The sequence below is a fragment of the Helicobacter bilis genome, from assembly GCF_001999985.1.
GTDB lineage: Bacteria > Campylobacterota > Campylobacteria > Campylobacterales > Helicobacteraceae > Helicobacter_A > Helicobacter_A rappini.
The window spans coordinates 674,927-691,439 of sequence record NZ_CP019645.1 but is presented as its reverse complement, the minus strand read 5'-3'; the positions used below and the strand labels follow the sequence as shown (position 1 = coordinate 691,439).

Here is a 16,513-nt window from a genome sequence, read left to right as displayed (position 1 = left end):
AGGAACAACATGCAAAATACTCTCTCAAAAGTTATACTTGTTGATACTTTTGGCTTCTTTTTTCGTAGTTATTATGCCCTGCCACCATTGCATAACTCAAAGCATTTTCCAACTTCCCTGCTAACTGGCTTTGCGACACTTATTTTCAATCTCTATAAAGAACATAAAGATTCATGTATTATTTTCACACTTGAGGGTGGCGGGACAAATAGGCGAAAAGAGTTTTATCCGCAATATAAGGCAAATAGAAAAGAAGCCCCGCAAGACCTTTTGCTACAACTCCCTGTGGCAATAGAGTGGCTAGAGAAAATGGGACTTCCTACGCTCTCACTGCAAGGCTATGAGGCTGATGACTGCATAGCTACCCTTGCTACCCTTGCTAAAAAAGATGGTTATGAAACACAAATCATTAGCCATGATAAAGACTTGTATCAGCTGATAAGTGAGGGGATTTATATCTTTGATTATGCGAAAAAACAAGCTATTACGCAAAAAGAATGTTATGAAAAATTTGGGGTTTTACCGAATGATTTTATTATGTATCAAAGTATTGTTGGGGATTCCAGTGATAATGTGCCCGGGATTAAGGGCATTGGTCCAAAGGGCGCACAAAGCATTTTGGCACATTTTAAAAGCTTAGAATCTTTATATGAAAATATAGAAAAAGATTATGAAAATATAGTATCACTGCTTGGCAAACGCACAGCAGGACTTATAAAAGAACATAAAGAACAAGCCTTTATAAGTAGGAATCTTGTAACTTTACGCACGGATTTATTACAAAATTATGATTTTTTAAGTAAGAAGAATGAGTTTGAGACTTCGCCTTTACTCACTATCAAAGATGAGTTAGAATCCTATGAATTACACAGAATTTTACAAAAGATACTGCCAAGACGCAAAAATAATACGCAACATGTAGAAACTATACCTTTGGGGGATATAGGTGCTAATCCATTTGAGCAGAGAGCAGGATTTAGGTCGCAAGATAGCGGAGATTCTAAAGAAAATGCATCCCAAAGCCCTATACCCACCCAAGTGGTTAAGAATCTAGATTCCATAAGTTGTCATACTGAGCCTTTAGGCGAAGTATCTAATATGAAAGCTAAAAGGGATATTTCGACTTCGTCTCAATATGACAATCATTTAGATTCTATAAATTACGCCCTAAACCCCGTAGCCCGCCCAGATTTGATAGAGAATCTAGATTCTAATATTTGTCATGTTGAGTGTAGCGAAACATCTAGCATGGAATCGAAAAGAGATATTTCGTGCTTACGCACTCAATATGACAATAATCTAGCAGCCCACACAAATTTGACACAGAATCTACAAAATCCTACATTTCAATATACCCCTCATTTAATCACAGATTCTAAAGAACTTTTTAATCTATTAGAATCTATCCCAAAAGGAAATTTAGTTGCATTTGATTGTGAAACAAATGGCTTAGATGTAAGAGTGGCGGACATGGTAGGATTTAGCTTTTGCTTTGATGGATTGAATGCTTATTATGTGCCATTTTTACATGGTGGGATAAAGCGTGAAAAACCCAAATATGAAGTTATGAAATCTCAAAGCATATCACAGAATCTTTTTAGCACAGAAGAAGCAAAGCCTACATTCTCACTATTTGATGATACGACAATGAGTAAAGATTCTGCAGATAATGATACAACAAACACCCCCGCACAAATCTCTCAAAGCGATGCAAAAAAAGCCTTAGAAATACTCTTTAGCTACCCGCTTATAGGGCATAATATCAAGTTTGATTTACATATAGCATGGCATAATTTTGGTATAAAGCCTAAGCACATACCACAAGATTCTATGTTACTTGCATGGCTTGATGACCCAAGTCAAAGCGTGAGTTTAGATAATCTTATGAAAAAGCATTTTAATCACAATATGATAGCCTTTAGCGATATTGTCCCCAAGAAAGCTACCTTTGATTCTATTGATATAAAGACGGCGAGTAACTATGCAGCAGAAGATGCGGCGGCTACTTTTCAACTTTATTTTTATTTTAAAAATACGCTTTATCCGCATTTATTCACACTTGCTAAAGACTTAGAGTTTCCTTTTATACGCACACTTTGTGCTATGGAGGATTGTGGTATTGCTATCAATTATTCATATTTTAAGAATCTAAAGACTACTTTTAGCCACACCTTGCAGCAATTACAGCAAGAAATCTATGAAAAAGCTGGGGTATCTTTTAATCTTAATTCACCAAAGCAAGTAGCAGAGATTCTCTTTGATACATTAAAGCTTGATACAAAAAGAAAGGGTAAAAGCGGATATAGCACTGATGAGGCTACATTACTTGCCTTAAAAGATTCCCACCCGGTTGTGCCTTTATTACTTGAGTATAGGGAGATTTTCAAGCTTTTTAGCACCTATATTGAGCCAATATTAAAGTTGGGTAAAAATGAGAATAGAATCTATACGACTTTTCTACAAACAGGCACAAATACAGGCAGACTAAGCTCAAAATCCCCAAATCTTCAAAATATCCCCGTGCGTAGTGAGATGGGCAGAAGTATCCGCAAGGGCTTTGTAAGTAGAGAAGGATATAAGCTTTTAAGCCTTGATTACTCACAGATTGAGTTGCGATTATTAGCACATTTTAGCGGGGATAAAGTGCTATTAGAATCTTTTCATAATAATGCTGATATTCACGCAGAAACGGCAAAATTGCTTTTTAAAGATTCTAATAGAGACTTTTCACTTTTAAGAAGCATAGCAAAGTCCATTAACTTTGGTTTAATCTATGGTATGGGTGCAAGGAAGCTATCACAAACGCTAAATATCACACAAACTGAGGCAAAGCAATATATTGAAGACTATTTTGCGACATTTCCTAGTGTCAAGCAGTTTTTAGAATCACAAAAAGATTCTATACTTAAAAATGGATATAGCAGCACTTTACTTGGTAGAAAAAGGTATTTTGACTTTTTTAGTGCGACTGAATTTATGCGCGCAAACTTCTTAAGGGAAGGGGTAAATACAATATTTCAAGGCAGTGCCGCAGATTTAATAAAGCTTAGCATGAATGAGATTTATAAGAAAATAGAATCTTTAGATAATGATTGCTTTATGCTTTTGCAAGTGCATGATGAATTGATTTTTGAGATAAAAAATAGCATTATAGAATCTTTAAGCAAAGAGTTAAAAGAGATTATGGAGAATATCTATAAGCTAAAAGTGCCACTTGTATGTAACCTATCCATAGGCAATACTTGGGCGGAGTTGAAATAATTGCTACAATAAATTTAAGATTCTAAGCGTAATATTATGGAATCTAGCATACTGCATGACATGTAAAATTTGGCATAAATAACTCACTTTTAAACCAAACTCTATAAACCACAGCTTTATTTTTTGAAAATTATATATTATAATATGCGTTTTATTTGGGAGGATAGTATGATAGCAAAGCGTTATAGCGATGTGGTGCAAGAAAAACCGCTTGTGCTTGGCACAAGGGGGTCTCTCTTAGCCTTATGGCAGGCAAATCATATCAAAGAAAAATTAGAATCGCTTGGCTTTCAAGTTGTGCTAAAAACTATCAAAACAAAGGGCGATAAAATCCTTGATGCACCGCTTGCAAAAATAGGCGGCAAGGGACTTTTTACAAAAGAGTTAGAGAATGAATTGTTAAGTGGTGGGATTGACTTTGCTGTGCATTCACTAAAAGATGTTCCCATTGCTATTCCACCAGAATTAATGCTTGTTTCTATCACGCAAAGAGAAGATGCTAGAGATTGCTTTGTGAGTGAAAAATATGCAGATATTGCTTCATTGCCACAGGGTGCAAAAGTCGGCACGACTTCACTTCGCCGTAGCATGCAGCTAAAGCGTATAAGGCAGGATTTAGACACACAAAGCCTAAGGGGCAATGTGCAGACACGATTAGAGAAATTGCGTAAGGGTGAGTTTGATGCGATTATCCTTGCTAGTGCGGGGTTAAATCGTCTTGATTTGAAAGATGATATTGGCTTTATCTCGCATTTACAGATAAATCAATTTATCCCCGCTATGGGGCAAGGCTCACTTGGCATTGAGTGTAGAGATCCTAAGTATTCGCCAGATTTTAGAGATCAAGCGATTATGAAAGTTTTAGAATCTTTGCATGATTCTAAAAGTGCGTTATGCTGTAATATTGAGAGAGCTTTTATACAATTACTTGGTGGTGGTTGTCAATCACCCATTGGCATACACGCACAGATTTTAGATTCAAAAGAAATAGAGATTCAGTGTGTTGTAGGGAATTTGGACGCTTCAAAAGTGCTTACTGAAACTCGTGTGTGCAATAAAGGTGAGGTAGAATACGCATTGCAAGATATGATTAATACGCTAAAGAAAAATGGCGTTATGGAAATTTTAGAAGAAGTTCGCACAAGTTTAAACTAAAAAGATTTAAGGATTCTATATGGAAACAAAGCATTATGTAGATATTGCCGTTATAATTATTGTCGCTGTGCTTGGATTGCGTGGGCTTAAAAATGGGCTTATCCATGAGATTATGGGCGTTCTTGGCATTGTGATTGGAATCTATTGTGCCTCTAAATATTGTATTGATGGGGCAAAATATATTGAGTTAGCAGGGCTAAGCTTTGAGAATAGGCATATTTTATTAATGCTTGCTTTTATCCTTATCCTTGCACTTGTGTGGATTGGCTTTCTTGTGCTTGGCGTTATTGTCGCGCGTTTTGTTGTGATTTTACCAGAGATTGCGATTATAAATTATTTTGGTGGTTATGTATTTTCGGCGTTAAAATATTTTGTGATTTTATGCGTTGTTGTATATGGGCTGACACAGGTTGGATTCTTAAAAGATCCCATTAAAGAATTGACTGAAGGCACAAGAAGTTATCCTATAATGTATGAAGTTGCCGAAAAAATTATGAGTATAGAAGCTTTGCAAGATTTACAAAAACAATATGTAGAGGTTGAAGAGACAGCTAAAAAAGAGGTAAAAAAGGCAGCCACAAAAGCCGCTAATGAAGTGGTAAAAAGCGTAATAAAATAAATTTATAAGGAGAATATATGTTTGATAATGTCTATATCCAGCAAAGAATTGAAAAAGCACAAACACTAAGAGAAGAAAATCTAAATCCATATAGAAATGATTGTGAAGTAAGTCTTGATAATAAAAGCTTTTTAGAGAAATTTGATACACTAAAAAATCTAGAATCTGATGAGAAAAAAGACGAAGATTCTAAGCTATGGGTAAAGGGTAGGGTAAAGTTTTTGCGACTTATGGGTAAGGCAAGCTTTATAAAGATTGAAGATGAATATGCGATTTTACAGATTTATTTCTCACAAAATGAGCTAGGTGATCTTTTTAAGATTCTAAAGAAAAATTTAGAGGTTGGCGATATTGTAAATGTCTATGGTTTCCCCTTTGTTACAAAGACAGGGGAGCTTAGTCTGCATGCACTAGAATTTAAGATTCTCACAAAAGCCATTGTGCCATTACCAGAAAAGTTTCATGGACTAAGTGATATTGAGCTTCGCTATCGACAAAGATATTTAGACTTAATTGTAAATCGTGAGGTAAAAGAGACTTTTCGTATGCGTAGTGCGATAGTCTCTTGTGTGCGTAAATTCTTTGAAAATAGGGGATTCTTAGAAGTTGAAACGCCGATGTTGCACCCAATCCCCGGTGGGGCTAATGCTAGACCTTTTATCACTCATCATAATGCCCTTGATGTAGAGAGATATTTACGCATTGCCCCAGAGTTGTATTTGAAACGACTTGTTGTAGGGGGCTTTGAAGCGGTATTTGAGATTAATAGAAATTTTCGCAATGAAGGGATAGATCATAGTCATAATCCTGAATTTAGCATGATTGAGTTTTATTGGGCATATCATACTTACCACGACTTAATCACGCTAACAAAAGAATTGTTTGATTATCTCTTAGATTCTCTCAACCTACCAAAGCAGCTGCCTTTTGGCGATATGCTGATTGATTTCACGCAATTTAGCGTTATGACTTATAGAGAATCTTTAGCAAAAATAGGCAATATAGACAAAGATATAATTGAAGATAGAGATAAACTCCATGCGTTTTTAAAGCAAAATAATATAAAGATAGAAGAGGGCTTAAGTCATGATAAATTGCTAAGTGAAGCTTTTGATAATTTTGTAGAATCTAAGCTTATTAATCCAACTTTTATCACAGAATATCCCATTGAGATTAGCCCACTTGCAAGGCGAAACGACACACATTCAAATATTGCGGATAGATTTGAGTTTTTTATCGGTGGTAGAGAGCTTGCTAATGGCTTTTCAGAATTAAATGATCCCTTAGACCAGCTTGAGCGATTTAGGGCACAAGTAGCAGAGAAAGAAAAGGGTGATGAAGAGGCACAATATATGGACGAAGATTATGTATGGGCGTTAGGGCATGGTATGCCACCTACTGCTGGGGAGGGCATAGGCATTGATAGGCTTGTTATGCTTTTAACGAATAATAAGTCTATCAAAGATGTGCTTTTATTCCCTGCGATGAAACCAGTGAGTGAAAACTATAATTCTATTACAAAAGAGGAGCAAGCATGAGTTATACAATGCAAACAACAGATTCTGAAATCTTTTCTTTGATACAAAAAGAGTTGCAACGACAAAACGAGCATTTAGAGATGATTGCGAGTGAAAACTACACTTTTCCAAGTGTTATGGAAGCTATGGGCAGCATTTTGACAAATAAATATGCAGAAGGTTATCCGGGCAAAAGGTATTATGGTGGTTGTGAATTTGTAGATTCTATAGAATCTTTAGCGATTGAGAGAGCAAAAAAGCTTTTTGGTTGTAAATATGCAAATGTCCAGCCACATTCAGGCAGTCAAGCAAACGCAGCAATCTATGGGGCACTGCTTAAACCTTATGATAAGATACTAGGCATGGATTTAAGTCATGGTGGGCATTTAACACATGGTGCAAAAGTTAGCATGAGTGGTAAAATGTATCAAAGCTTTTTTTATGGTGTTGAGCTTGATGGCTATATTAATTATGATAAGGTTATGGAATATGCAAAGGTTGTGAAGCCAAATATTATTGTATGTGGATTTTCAGCTTATACTCGCACGCTTGATTTTGCAAAATTTAGAGAAATAGCAGATTCTGTAGGGGCTATCCTTATGGCTGACATCGCACATGTAGCAGGGCTTGTTGTGGCAGGGGAATATCCTAATCCTTTTCCATATTGTGATATTGTTAGCACTACAACGCATAAGACACTTCGTGGTCCAAGGGGTGGCGTGATACTTACAAATAATGAAGAGATCGCACAAAAGATTGATAAAATGGTGTTTCCGGGTATGCAGGGCGGTCCGCTTATGCATGTTATCGCAGGAAAGGCTATTGGCTTTGGGGAGAATTTAAAACCAGAATGGAAAACCTATGCAAAGCAAGTCAAAGCAAATATTAAAGTTTTAGCGGAAGTTTTGGTAAAATCGGGCTTTGATTTAGTAAGTGGCGGGACAGATAATCACTTAGTGCTTATGAGCTTTTTAAAGAAAGATTTTAGCGGTAAAGACGCAGATATTGCCTTAGGTAATGCAGGCATTACGATTAATAAAAACACGGTCCCGGGTGAAACTCGCTCTCCATTTGTAACAAGCGGTATAAGGATAGGCTCACCAGCCCTTACCGCAAGGGGTATGAAAGAGAAAGAATTTACATGGATAGCAGAAAAAATAGCAGAGATTCTAAATGATATTAATAACACAGCCTTGCAGCAAAAAATAAAGGCTGAAGTAGCAGAACTTGGCAAGGAATTTCTTGTTTATGATAAGGCGATTTTCTAGTCGTATTATTAGCAATAAGAAAAATTTCCTTGTAATTGTAACTTGTAATGCAAAACTTACTTAAAGCATGTTACAATTACAAATTTAAATGAAGTAGTATAAATGCATAAGGAATAGCAAATGACCGAAATGGAACTCAAGTTAATAAAGATTGACACACGCTATTACTATACAAAAGCGAAAGGCTTAGGGCAGAAAACCACTCATAACGGACGCATATTTTACGATAAATTTGAGCGAGTAGATTCCATGCTTACTTCTCAAGTCATGCAAGCCCATTTTCGCAAAGAAATTATTGTCGCGCATTCTCTTATATTGCGCGGCAATAAGGTGGAAAATATTGTGTTTGATTATAATGGCAGAGATCCGCAAAGATTCTATCATAGAGCGCAATTAATGTTGCGTGATGAAGGCTTTATTAACTTTACTGCTTATCAAACAAAAACGCCCGGTCATTTGCATTTATACATACACAAAGGACATACAGATTTAGAAGAAGGAAAAAGACTTGCAAAAAACCTTTCTATGAAGCTTGCCTCAAAATGTCCTGTTGAGTGGCGTATGTTTCCAAGCAATGATGTCCCACCGCAATTTAATATTTTGACATTGCCCTATGAAGTCTATGCAAAAGAGCGTGGTGCATGGGCGAAACACATGTAATAGAGAAATTTTAGACTATAAAGGATTATACAATGAAAGACGACAATAAAGCAGTTAATGATATTTTTCAAAATGACAATGGAAGCAAAAATAAAACAAAAACCATATTGCTTTTAACCATTGTGGCCATCATTTTAATATCTGTATTTTTAATCATCGCACGGGTGATGACTAGAGATAATCCATTGCAAGATATGCAGAATCAAGCAATGCAAAATCAAAATAAAGATGGACTAGCATTAAATGAATCTAAAGATAGGACACTGCCTTACGCGCATAATCTCGATTCTCAAACTCCATCTCAAAATCCATTAGGTTTAGATACAAACAGAGATTCATTAAAACCACAAGAGAGCGAAGCACAAGCAAATAATCCAATGTCAAATGTCCCACCATTAGGTGTGCCTACAAATGTTGATTCTATGCCTACAACCAGCACAAAACCATCAAAAGATGATGATCTTGAAAATGATGCGCGTTTCCAAGCAGCATTAAGGGATCTTGAAAAGCAACATAATGATAAAAAGAATATAGACAAAACTACAGAATCTAAAAAAGAAGAATCTAAGAAAGAAGAGCCTAAAAAGGTTATCACACCAATACCGCCTAAAGATACCACAATAGCAATAGCCCCAGATCCAACAAAGTCTTCACAAAAACCACAGGCAGATTCTAAAAAACAAACAGATTCTAAGAAAGAAGAGCCTAAAAAAGAAGAAGCTAAAAAGCCAGAACCCAAAAAACAAGAACCAGCCAAAACAGAATCTGCTAAGCCAAAAGATTCTGAAAAAGAGACTAAAAAGCCAAATGACAATATTATCCCAAAACCACAAAATAATGTCGTAAGTGCAAATCAAGGTAAAGCACCAGAGCAAGGCTATTATTTACAAGTTGGTGTTTTCACACAAACTCCAGCTCAAAGCTTTTTGAATAAAATCGCAAAGTATAACTATCGCGTATTAAAAACAGAAGAAGATGGCGTTACGAAGTCAAAGTATTTAATCGGTCCATATATCTCAAAAAATAAAGCAAAAGAAGCAGAACAAAAAGTAAGAGAAGAAGTAGAATCAAAAGCAAATGTTATCTTCTATCAAAGACAAGCAAAATAAAGGCAAGATTCTTTGCATGCTCTGCTTTCTTATTGTTTAGATAATATTCCAAAATCCTATGATACAACCTATCCTATCACCGAGTTTAGTCAAGGTGAGCGTGGTGTGCTTGAAGTTACTATCACGCAGAAAAGATTCCATAACAATATACTTTTTATAGAATCTTTTTGTAAGGATTTTAACTCCCCCTTACGCATTATTATCTTTAATGCCCGTCCCTATCACGCACAGATATTTCAAGAGACAAAAACGCTTTTTGTGCTAGGAACGCTTGAATTCCAACATGATAAAATGACAAATGCCCTAAACCCTACTTTTGTAAATCCAAAGATTCCACGCACAACAAATACTATCACCATGCAGTTTAAAACACGCACAACAAAACTAGCAGACCTGCAAAAACATATCACAAAAGAAGCCCTTGAAAACACACATATACCACAGCAATATAGTGATAAACTTTATCGCATTTTTCACCCAGACCTTGAGTTTTTTAAAGAATATAGTAAAGAAAAAGCCCTGCCAGAGAGTTTTCAAGAAGCATTAAAATTTATTGAAATTTTTGTTTATACACAAAGATTGCGTAAAAAGAAAACACAATTCCGCTCAAAGTTTCGTTGTAATGGAGACTTAGAATCTTTTCTTAAAACCCTACCTTTTAGCTTAACAAACGCACAAAAAGAAGCCATAAAAGACATACAAGAAGATTTAAAAAGTGAATTTGCATGCAGACGCATTGTCATGGGTGATGTAGGTTGCGGTAAAACTATGGTTATTCTAGCAAGTGTCATATTAGCCTATCCACAAAAATCAATACTTATGGCACCCACTACAATCCTTGCTAAACAGCTTTTTGAAGAAGCAAAGAAATATCTACCAAAGCATATAAACATAAGCTTTGTTTCATCAAGTAATGCAAAAGAGAGAAAAAAGCCGCTAGAGGGCGATTTTATCATCGGCACACATGCCCTGCTTTATAGAAGCGGTGATTTAACTGATTTTGCCTTAGTTATGACAGATGAGCAGCATAGATTTGGCACAAATGCTAGAAGTAAGTTAGAGCAAATGTTAGAAGGGAAAGATGAACATGGTCGCACAAAACCGCATAATATACAATTCTCCGCCACGCCAATCCCACGCACAATGGCAATGCTAAAAAACAATGTAGTCTCTTTTTCTTTCATTAAAGAACTCCCCTTTAAAAAAGATATTGATACAAGAATCATTGATAAAAGCGGCTTTCAAAGACTAATAGAGCATATCCGCACAGAGCTTACAAAAGGGCATCAAATCGCAATCATTTATCCACGCATTGAAGAAACCGATGAAAATAAAGAAAAGCCTATAAAAGATTCTCGTTATGCACCCATTCCCTACATGTCGCTAAAGGATGCGGAAAACTATTGGATAAAGCATTTTCAACATGTATTTAGCACACATGGCAAAGACAAGGAAAAAGAAGATGTGCTAGAGCAATTCGCAAATACAGAGAGTGCAATCCTCCTTGCTACAACGATGATTGAGGTGGGAATCTCCCTGCCAAAGTTAAGCATTATAGTCATCGTTGGGGCAGAGAGACTAGGACTTGCAAGTCTTCATCAGCTTCGTGGTCGTGTGAGTCGTAATGGTTTAAAGGGATATTGCTATCTCTACACACACCAAATACAAAATGAGCGATTAATCCGCTTTGCAAAAACATTAAATGGCTTTGACATCGCAGAGCTTGACTTAGGATATCGCAATAGCGGGGATTTACTCGATGGGATTTTACAAAGTGGCGCACAATTTAGATATTTTGACTTTGCAACAGATAGCAAGATTCTAGAAGAAGCAAATGCCCTTATCCATAGAATCTAAACATAATCTTAGTAAATATTAGTTATAATGTGCTTTTAAATCACACACAAGGCTTTATATGCAATACCCACAATTGCTTTTTATTTCGGATTGTTATAAATATACACATGCAGCAATGTATCCAAATAATGTTGATGAAGTATATAGTCTGCTTTATTGTAGAAAACCGCGTTTGCCTTTAGAATCTTTAAATGGACATATTGTAGCTTTTGGTATGCGACAAGCTATCAATAAACTTCAATCTTTATATGATGAGTTTATACAATGGGACAGAAAAAAGCTAGAAGAAGGGCTAAGACTACTTTATGCGGATTTTATGAAGCTTAATGCAAATGACACTTCTTATAAATTTCTCATTGATAAATGGCTTACATTACCAAAAGTCATGCCTATTACTTTTAGGGCAGTCCCAGAGGGGACATTTGTGGCAAATAATACGCCTATTATCTCAATGCATTGTGCTGAAAGTAAGCATTGTTGGTTTGTAAATTTCATTGAAACATATCTTAACTCTATGCTATGGAAGACATGCTTTGTAGCGACACAGGCAGCTATCTTTAAACGCATTGAGTATGATTGCTTAGGCTATTATCTTGATGAGAGTTTTAACTTTCATGATTTTTCTGCACGGGGTATGAATGGTATTATGGACTGCTATAATTCCGGCGTAGGACATGTCCTCTTTTTCTCTGGCACAGATTCTATAATGGCATTACAAAATGTATATGAAAACTATGGCGGTAATGTAAGTATGCTGGGCTCAATCCCAGCAAGCGAGCATAGCGTAATGTGTCTAGGCGGACAGGCAAACGAGCTTAATACCTTTAAGCATATCATGCAGCAATTCCCAAATGATATGGTATCAATCGTAGCTGACACATGGAACCTATGGGATATTATCGAGTCTTTAAAAAGGGATAAAGATGCGTATAATCTCATTTCTTCTCGTTTAAAACCCATTGTATTACGACCAGATTCAGGCGATCCATTTTTAATATTAACAGGTGATGAAAACTCACAAGATTCTAGAGCTAAAAAAGGTGTGATACGGCTTGTTAATGAATATTTTGGCTTTGATAAAGTGCGTATTATCTATGGTGATGCAATCAGCACAGAACGCGCACAAAAAATCTATGAATGGTGTAAACAAAATGGCTATAATCCAACAGAATTTTTGTGCTTAGGCGTAGGGAGTTATGCGTATAATTCAGGCATACGCGATGATGTAGGGCTAGTTACAAAAATGACTTGGGCAAAGATAGGGGGAAAACCCACGCATTTAATCAAAAATCCAATCACAGGTAATGAAAAGATGTCTCTATCAGGGCAAGTCTCACTTGACAAAGACACAAGAGAGGTAACGCAATTCCTTGATAGCACACCAGAAAATGACTTGCTAAACACGAATTTAGCATTACCAAACTTTGAGCACATAAGAGAGTATGTAAAAAAAGAGTTTTTACGCGCAATCAATCATAAGGGATAGATATGAAAAGCATATATATAGGTAATCTCACTTACACCACGACACAACAACAAGTGCATGATATATTCGCGCAATTTGGCAATGTCATCTCAAGTAGAATGATTCTAGATAAAACAACCCATAAATTCAAAGGATATGCCTTTGTAGAAATGGACGATGACAACGCAGAAACCGCAGTCAGTATGCTAAATGGCGAAAGCTATAATGGCAGAATCATGCGAGTAAGCATTGCAAATTAGCCTAGATATTGCAGGATAGAGGCAATGCAAAAGGAAGTCTATTCTGGCAATACAGCAAAGAGGAATTTTACGCACTCAATATAGAATCTTATAAGATTTTGCAGGAAAAAGAGGGTGTAGATAAGGCACTTAGGTTTTAGAATCTATGATGAAATTCTTTTTAATTAGTATGGCAAGTTGTTATGGCATTTAGTCTATGTTAGAAATTAAAATGTATAGCTATATCCAAGATGAAAAGAAAATGGACTTTGAGGCTTATATATTTCCTCGCGAATTACATTTGGCGGATTGTTGGTATCTCTCACGATATTGCGTAAATCAGGTTGCAATATTGCATATCGATAGAGAATCTCTAACCTATGTCGGCTTTCAAATGTGAGCGAAAAGCCCGCATTTGCCACCGCCTTAAATCCACTCTTTGTATAGTTTTGCGTATGTTGCAAATTCCCGTTATCTCTATATGTCTTTTGTGCGCCAAGCTCATAACCAGCACCCAAGCCAAATATAATACCCAAACTCAATTTCAAGTCATTGTTGTTATAAAAATCATATAGCACATCAGCATTGAACAAAAATGTATGCGTATTTGCATATAAATCATTTATAACTGCTACAACTCTATATGCTGTTACAAAATCACTAAAGCTATAGCTATAACTACCATAAAGTCGCATACCCCATGTTTTTGTGAAAAATAGATTATAGCCAAGCCTCAAACCAGCATCTACAACAAACCTATCGCTATCATGTCCCATTACAAGATTAAACCCGCTATCAACACCAAGCATAGCTCCAGTCTTTGTATCCTTTGTGATCTCTTTTGTAGGTTCAGGCAATCTAGGCTGCGTGCGTTTATAAACTTGAGCATACGCCACACTTGATAAAGTTATACTGCACAATATTGCACTTACATATCTCATATAAACTCCTTTGCTTTTTCAAAGAAGTAGTATCGACAAAAAAATATATTATTTGATTAATTCAATTAATTAAGGTCTAGGTTCAGCGTTCAGGCTACATAGGCTTATATTGGCAAAATCAAAAACACAACACACAAAACCTATCTCTCAATCGCAAGTACGCCGCTACGCACGATTTCTTTTGGCATGAAGTTATGCAGTGAAGTGATAATGTCTTTAATCATTTGTGTTTCACCACTTACGCTAAAGACAATGTTTTTTTCATTCCAGCTTACAATCTTGCCACCAGAAGCATTGATTAAGGCACTGATTGCACCGATTTTTTCATTATTTTCAAATTTAATTAAGGCAATTTCTTGTGTAACAATATCGCTATGCTCTACGACATTTAGCACGGGGATAAGCTTGTGTAGTTGCTTTATGATTTGCTCCAACACTTTTTCATCGCCACGCGTTGTGATGGTTATCCTTGAGAGATTATTATCTGTTAAAGGGGCAACGGTAAGACTATCAATGTTATAGCCTCTACCTGCAAATAATCCTGAAATGCGCGCTAAAACACTATGTTCATTCACAACGGTGATACAGATAATTCGCTTTTGCATATTTTTCCTTATTATTCTAATATCATTTTATAGAGTGGATTCCCACCCGGGACCATTGGCAATACAATCTCATCTTTATCAACGCATACATTAATGAGACTAACTTTTGGGCTTTCAATCGCTTCTTTTAAAGCTTTCCTAAAAGATTCTTTATCACTTGCTTCTAAGCCCAATGCTCCAAAACTCTCGGCTAATAGCTTAAAGTTTGGCTGCGTGAGTTTAACATGGGATAATCTCTTTTCATAGAAAAATTCCTGCCATTGCTTTACCATACCTAGATAGCCATTATTGAGTATGATATTTATGGTTTTAATATTAGATTCTATACAAGTCATAAGCTCTTGTATATTCATTAATATCCCGCCATCGCCGCTAAAGTTTATCGCATATTTTTGCTTACTCTCACTTTCTTTATTCTCTTTTTGCATTTCTTGCAGGGCGATTGAGACACCCATAGTCGCTGGCATACCAAAGCCCATAGTCCCTAATCCACCACTTGTGATAAATTGTCGCTTTGCGCTAAAGGGATAGAATTGTGCTGCCCACATTTGATGCTGTCCAACATCAGTGATAATAACCGCGTTTTCGCCTAGAATCTTTCCAGTCTCTTCTATAACCCATTGTGGTTTTAATAAGTCTGTATCGCAATCTTTATACGATAGCGGGTGAGAGTTACTCCATTTTTTAAGCTTTGCAAGCCATACACTTCTTGCTTCAAGCACTTCTTTTGTCGGTGCTTTATCTTGTAATTCTTTAATGAGTTCTTGCAAAACTAGATTTAAATCACCTACAATAGGATAATTTACATTAATGATTTTTCCTATTGAGCTGGGGTCAATATCAATATGTGCTATCTTTGCAAACTTTGCAAACTCACTCACTTTTCCCGTTACTCTATCATCAAATCTAGCACCTAAGCTAATGAGTAAATCGCATTCACTTGTAGCCATATTTGCCGCATAAGTGCCATGCATGCCAAGCATACCTAAGAAGTTAGAATCTCCCTGTGCTACGCCCCTTGCCATAAGTGTTTCCACACTTGGAATCTGCGTTATTTCAAGTAGCTTTTTTACTAAATCATGGCTATTTGCAATAACCGCACCACCGCCGATATAAAAGAGTGGATTATGAGATTCTAAGATAGCATTTGCGAGTTTTTTTATCTGCTTTGCATTGCCCTTTGTTGTTGGCTTGTAACTTGCTAGAGAAATGCTATTTGGATAGTGAAACTCCCCTATTTGTGCGCTAATATCCTTTGGTAAGTCAATGAGAACGGGTCCGGGTCTGCCACTTCTTGCGATATAAAAGGCTTCTTTTAAGATTCTTGGTAACTCTTCAATGCTTTTTACAAGATAGTTATGCTTCGTGCATGGGCGAGAGATCCCTACTGCATCAATCTCTTGAAACGCATCTGTGCCAATTTGAGTAAGAGGGACTTGTCCGCTAATAACAACTAGCGGAATAGAATCTGTAAAAGCGGTAGCAATGCCTGTAACCGCATTTGTAAAGCCCGGTCCAGAAGTAATGATTGCCACGCCAACCTTACCAGAAGCCCTAGCATATCCATCGGCTGCATGGACTGCTGCTTGCTCGTGCCTTGTTAAAATATGTCGAAAATAATCTTGCTTATAAATCTCATCATAGACATTAAGGACAGCCCCGCCCGGATAGCCAAAAATCACAGACACACCCTCTAAATGTAGTGCTTCAATAAGCATTCTTGAGCCATTCATTTGCTGCTTTGCCATATCATTCCTTTAAGTAATACCACATAATACTGCCTAAACAAAAAGCTATATTATATACAACTTTTTGCC

General features: G+C 36.4%; 14 protein-coding genes. 11 read left to right on the top strand and 3 right to left on the bottom strand.

The window, feature by feature from the left end; translation table 11 throughout:
- Nucleotides 1-9 precede the first annotated feature (9 nt).
- The 11 genes from polA to XJ32_RS13155 all read left to right on the top strand — a co-directional run bounded on the left by polA (nt 10) and on the right by XJ32_RS13155 (nt 13,311).
- Nucleotides 10-3,261 carry a DNA polymerase I gene (gene polA / locus XJ32_RS03265; RefSeq protein ID WP_077388342.1) on the top strand — a complete coding sequence of 1,084 codons (3,252 nt, stop codon included), beginning with the start codon at nt 10-12 and terminating at the stop codon, nt 3,259-3,261.
- Between the two features lie 168 nt (nt 3,262-3,429).
- Complete coding sequence (gene hemC / locus XJ32_RS03260) at nt 3,430-4,416, top strand: hydroxymethylbilane synthase (protein WP_004084386.1); 987 nt, start codon at nt 3,430-3,432, stop codon at nt 4,414-4,416.
- Between the two features lie 19 nt (nt 4,417-4,435).
- Entirely contained in the window at nt 4,436-5,035 is a 600-nt protein-coding gene (locus XJ32_RS03255) for a CvpA family protein (protein ID WP_005217588.1), read from the top strand.
- A 17-nt stretch (nt 5,036-5,052) separates the two neighbouring features.
- A complete protein-coding gene (gene lysS, locus XJ32_RS03250) occupies nt 5,053-6,573 on the top strand; it encodes a lysine--tRNA ligase (RefSeq protein ID WP_077388341.1) in 1,521 nt (506 codons plus the stop codon).
- Nucleotides 6,570-7,820, top strand: coding sequence for a serine hydroxymethyltransferase (locus XJ32_RS03245; RefSeq protein ID WP_034564207.1), 1,251 nt, complete (start codon nt 6,570-6,572; stop codon nt 7,818-7,820). Before lysS ends, XJ32_RS03245 begins: the two co-directional genes overlap by 4 nt.
- 120 nt (nt 7,821-7,940) lie before the next feature.
- Nucleotides 7,941-8,480, top strand: coding sequence for a DUF1882 domain-containing protein (locus XJ32_RS03240; RefSeq protein WP_005217596.1), 540 nt, complete (start codon nt 7,941-7,943; stop codon nt 8,478-8,480).
- Between the two features lie 32 nt (nt 8,481-8,512).
- Nucleotides 8,513-9,589, top strand: coding sequence for an SPOR domain-containing protein (locus tag XJ32_RS03235; protein WP_077388340.1), 1,077 nt, complete (start codon nt 8,513-8,515; stop codon nt 9,587-9,589).
- A gap of 12 nt (nt 9,590-9,601) precedes the next feature.
- Complete coding sequence (gene recG, locus XJ32_RS03230; RefSeq protein WP_077388339.1) at nt 9,602-11,446, top strand: ATP-dependent DNA helicase RecG; 1,845 nt, start codon at nt 9,602-9,604, stop codon at nt 11,444-11,446.
- Nucleotides 11,447-11,504: 58 nt separating this feature from the next.
- The gene (locus tag XJ32_RS03225) at nt 11,505-12,932 is read left to right on the top strand and encodes a nicotinamide phosphoribosyltransferase domain-containing protein (protein WP_077388338.1); all 1,428 of its coding nucleotides are present in this window, start codon (nt 11,505-11,507) and stop codon (nt 12,930-12,932) included.
- A gap of 2 nt (nt 12,933-12,934) precedes the next feature.
- Nucleotides 12,935-13,171 (top strand): RNA recognition motif domain-containing protein, encoded by a 237-nt coding sequence (locus tag XJ32_RS03220; protein ID WP_077388337.1) that lies wholly within the window; start codon nt 12,935-12,937, stop codon nt 13,169-13,171.
- A gap of 8 nt (nt 13,172-13,179) precedes the next feature.
- Nucleotides 13,180-13,311, top strand: coding sequence for a hypothetical protein (locus XJ32_RS13155; RefSeq protein ID WP_302475946.1), 132 nt, complete (start codon nt 13,180-13,182; stop codon nt 13,309-13,311).
- Between the two features lie 66 nt (nt 13,312-13,377).
- Here XJ32_RS13155 and XJ32_RS03215 read toward each other — a convergent pair whose 3' ends face one another.
- From XJ32_RS03215 to XJ32_RS03205, 3 genes are all read right to left on the bottom strand, one after another.
- A complete protein-coding gene (locus XJ32_RS03215; RefSeq protein WP_077388336.1) occupies nt 13,378-14,091 on the bottom strand; it encodes an outer membrane beta-barrel protein in 714 nt (237 codons plus the stop codon).
- A 140-nt stretch (nt 14,092-14,231) separates the two neighbouring features.
- The gene (gene ilvN / locus XJ32_RS03210; RefSeq protein WP_004088408.1) at nt 14,232-14,696 is read right to left on the bottom strand and encodes an acetolactate synthase small subunit; all 465 of its coding nucleotides are present in this window, start codon (nt 14,694-14,696) and stop codon (nt 14,232-14,234) included.
- A gap of 11 nt (nt 14,697-14,707) precedes the next feature.
- Nucleotides 14,708-16,444: an acetolactate synthase large subunit gene (locus tag XJ32_RS03205; protein ID WP_077388335.1), complete on the bottom strand. Its 1,737-nt coding sequence runs from the start codon at nt 16,442-16,444 to the stop codon at nt 14,708-14,710.
- Nucleotides 16,445-16,513 lie beyond the last annotated feature (69 nt).

Excerpts from the sequence above, each read along its gene's own strand:
- XJ32_RS03215 (WP_077388336.1), bottom strand. The coding sequence starts at position 14,091 with ATGAGATATGTAAGTGCAATATTGTGCAGTATAACTTTATCAAGTGTG.
- XJ32_RS03205 (WP_077388335.1), bottom strand. The coding sequence starts at position 16,444 with ATGGCAAAGCAGCAAATGAATGGCTCAAGAATGCTTATTGAAGCACTA.
- XJ32_RS03245 (WP_034564207.1), top strand. The coding sequence starts at position 6,570 with ATGAGTTATACAATGCAAACAACAGATTCTGAAATCTTTTCTTTGATA.
- lysS (WP_077388341.1), top strand. The coding sequence starts at position 5,053 with ATGTTTGATAATGTCTATATCCAGCAAAGAATTGAAAAAGCACAAACA.
- ilvN (WP_004088408.1), bottom strand. The coding sequence starts at position 14,696 with ATGCAAAAGCGAATTATCTGTATCACCGTTGTGAATGAACATAGTGTT.
- hemC (WP_004084386.1), top strand. The coding sequence starts at position 3,430 with ATGATAGCAAAGCGTTATAGCGATGTGGTGCAAGAAAAACCGCTTGTG.
- XJ32_RS03240 (WP_005217596.1), top strand. The coding sequence starts at position 7,941 with ATGACCGAAATGGAACTCAAGTTAATAAAGATTGACACACGCTATTAC.
- XJ32_RS03220 (WP_077388337.1), top strand. The coding sequence starts at position 12,935 with ATGAAAAGCATATATATAGGTAATCTCACTTACACCACGACACAACAA.
- XJ32_RS03235 (WP_077388340.1), top strand. The coding sequence starts at position 8,513 with ATGAAAGACGACAATAAAGCAGTTAATGATATTTTTCAAAATGACAAT.
- polA (WP_077388342.1), top strand. The coding sequence starts at position 10 with ATGCAAAATACTCTCTCAAAAGTTATACTTGTTGATACTTTTGGCTTC.
- XJ32_RS03225 (WP_077388338.1), top strand. The coding sequence starts at position 11,505 with ATGCAATACCCACAATTGCTTTTTATTTCGGATTGTTATAAATATACA.
- XJ32_RS03255 (WP_005217588.1), top strand. The coding sequence starts at position 4,436 with ATGGAAACAAAGCATTATGTAGATATTGCCGTTATAATTATTGTCGCT.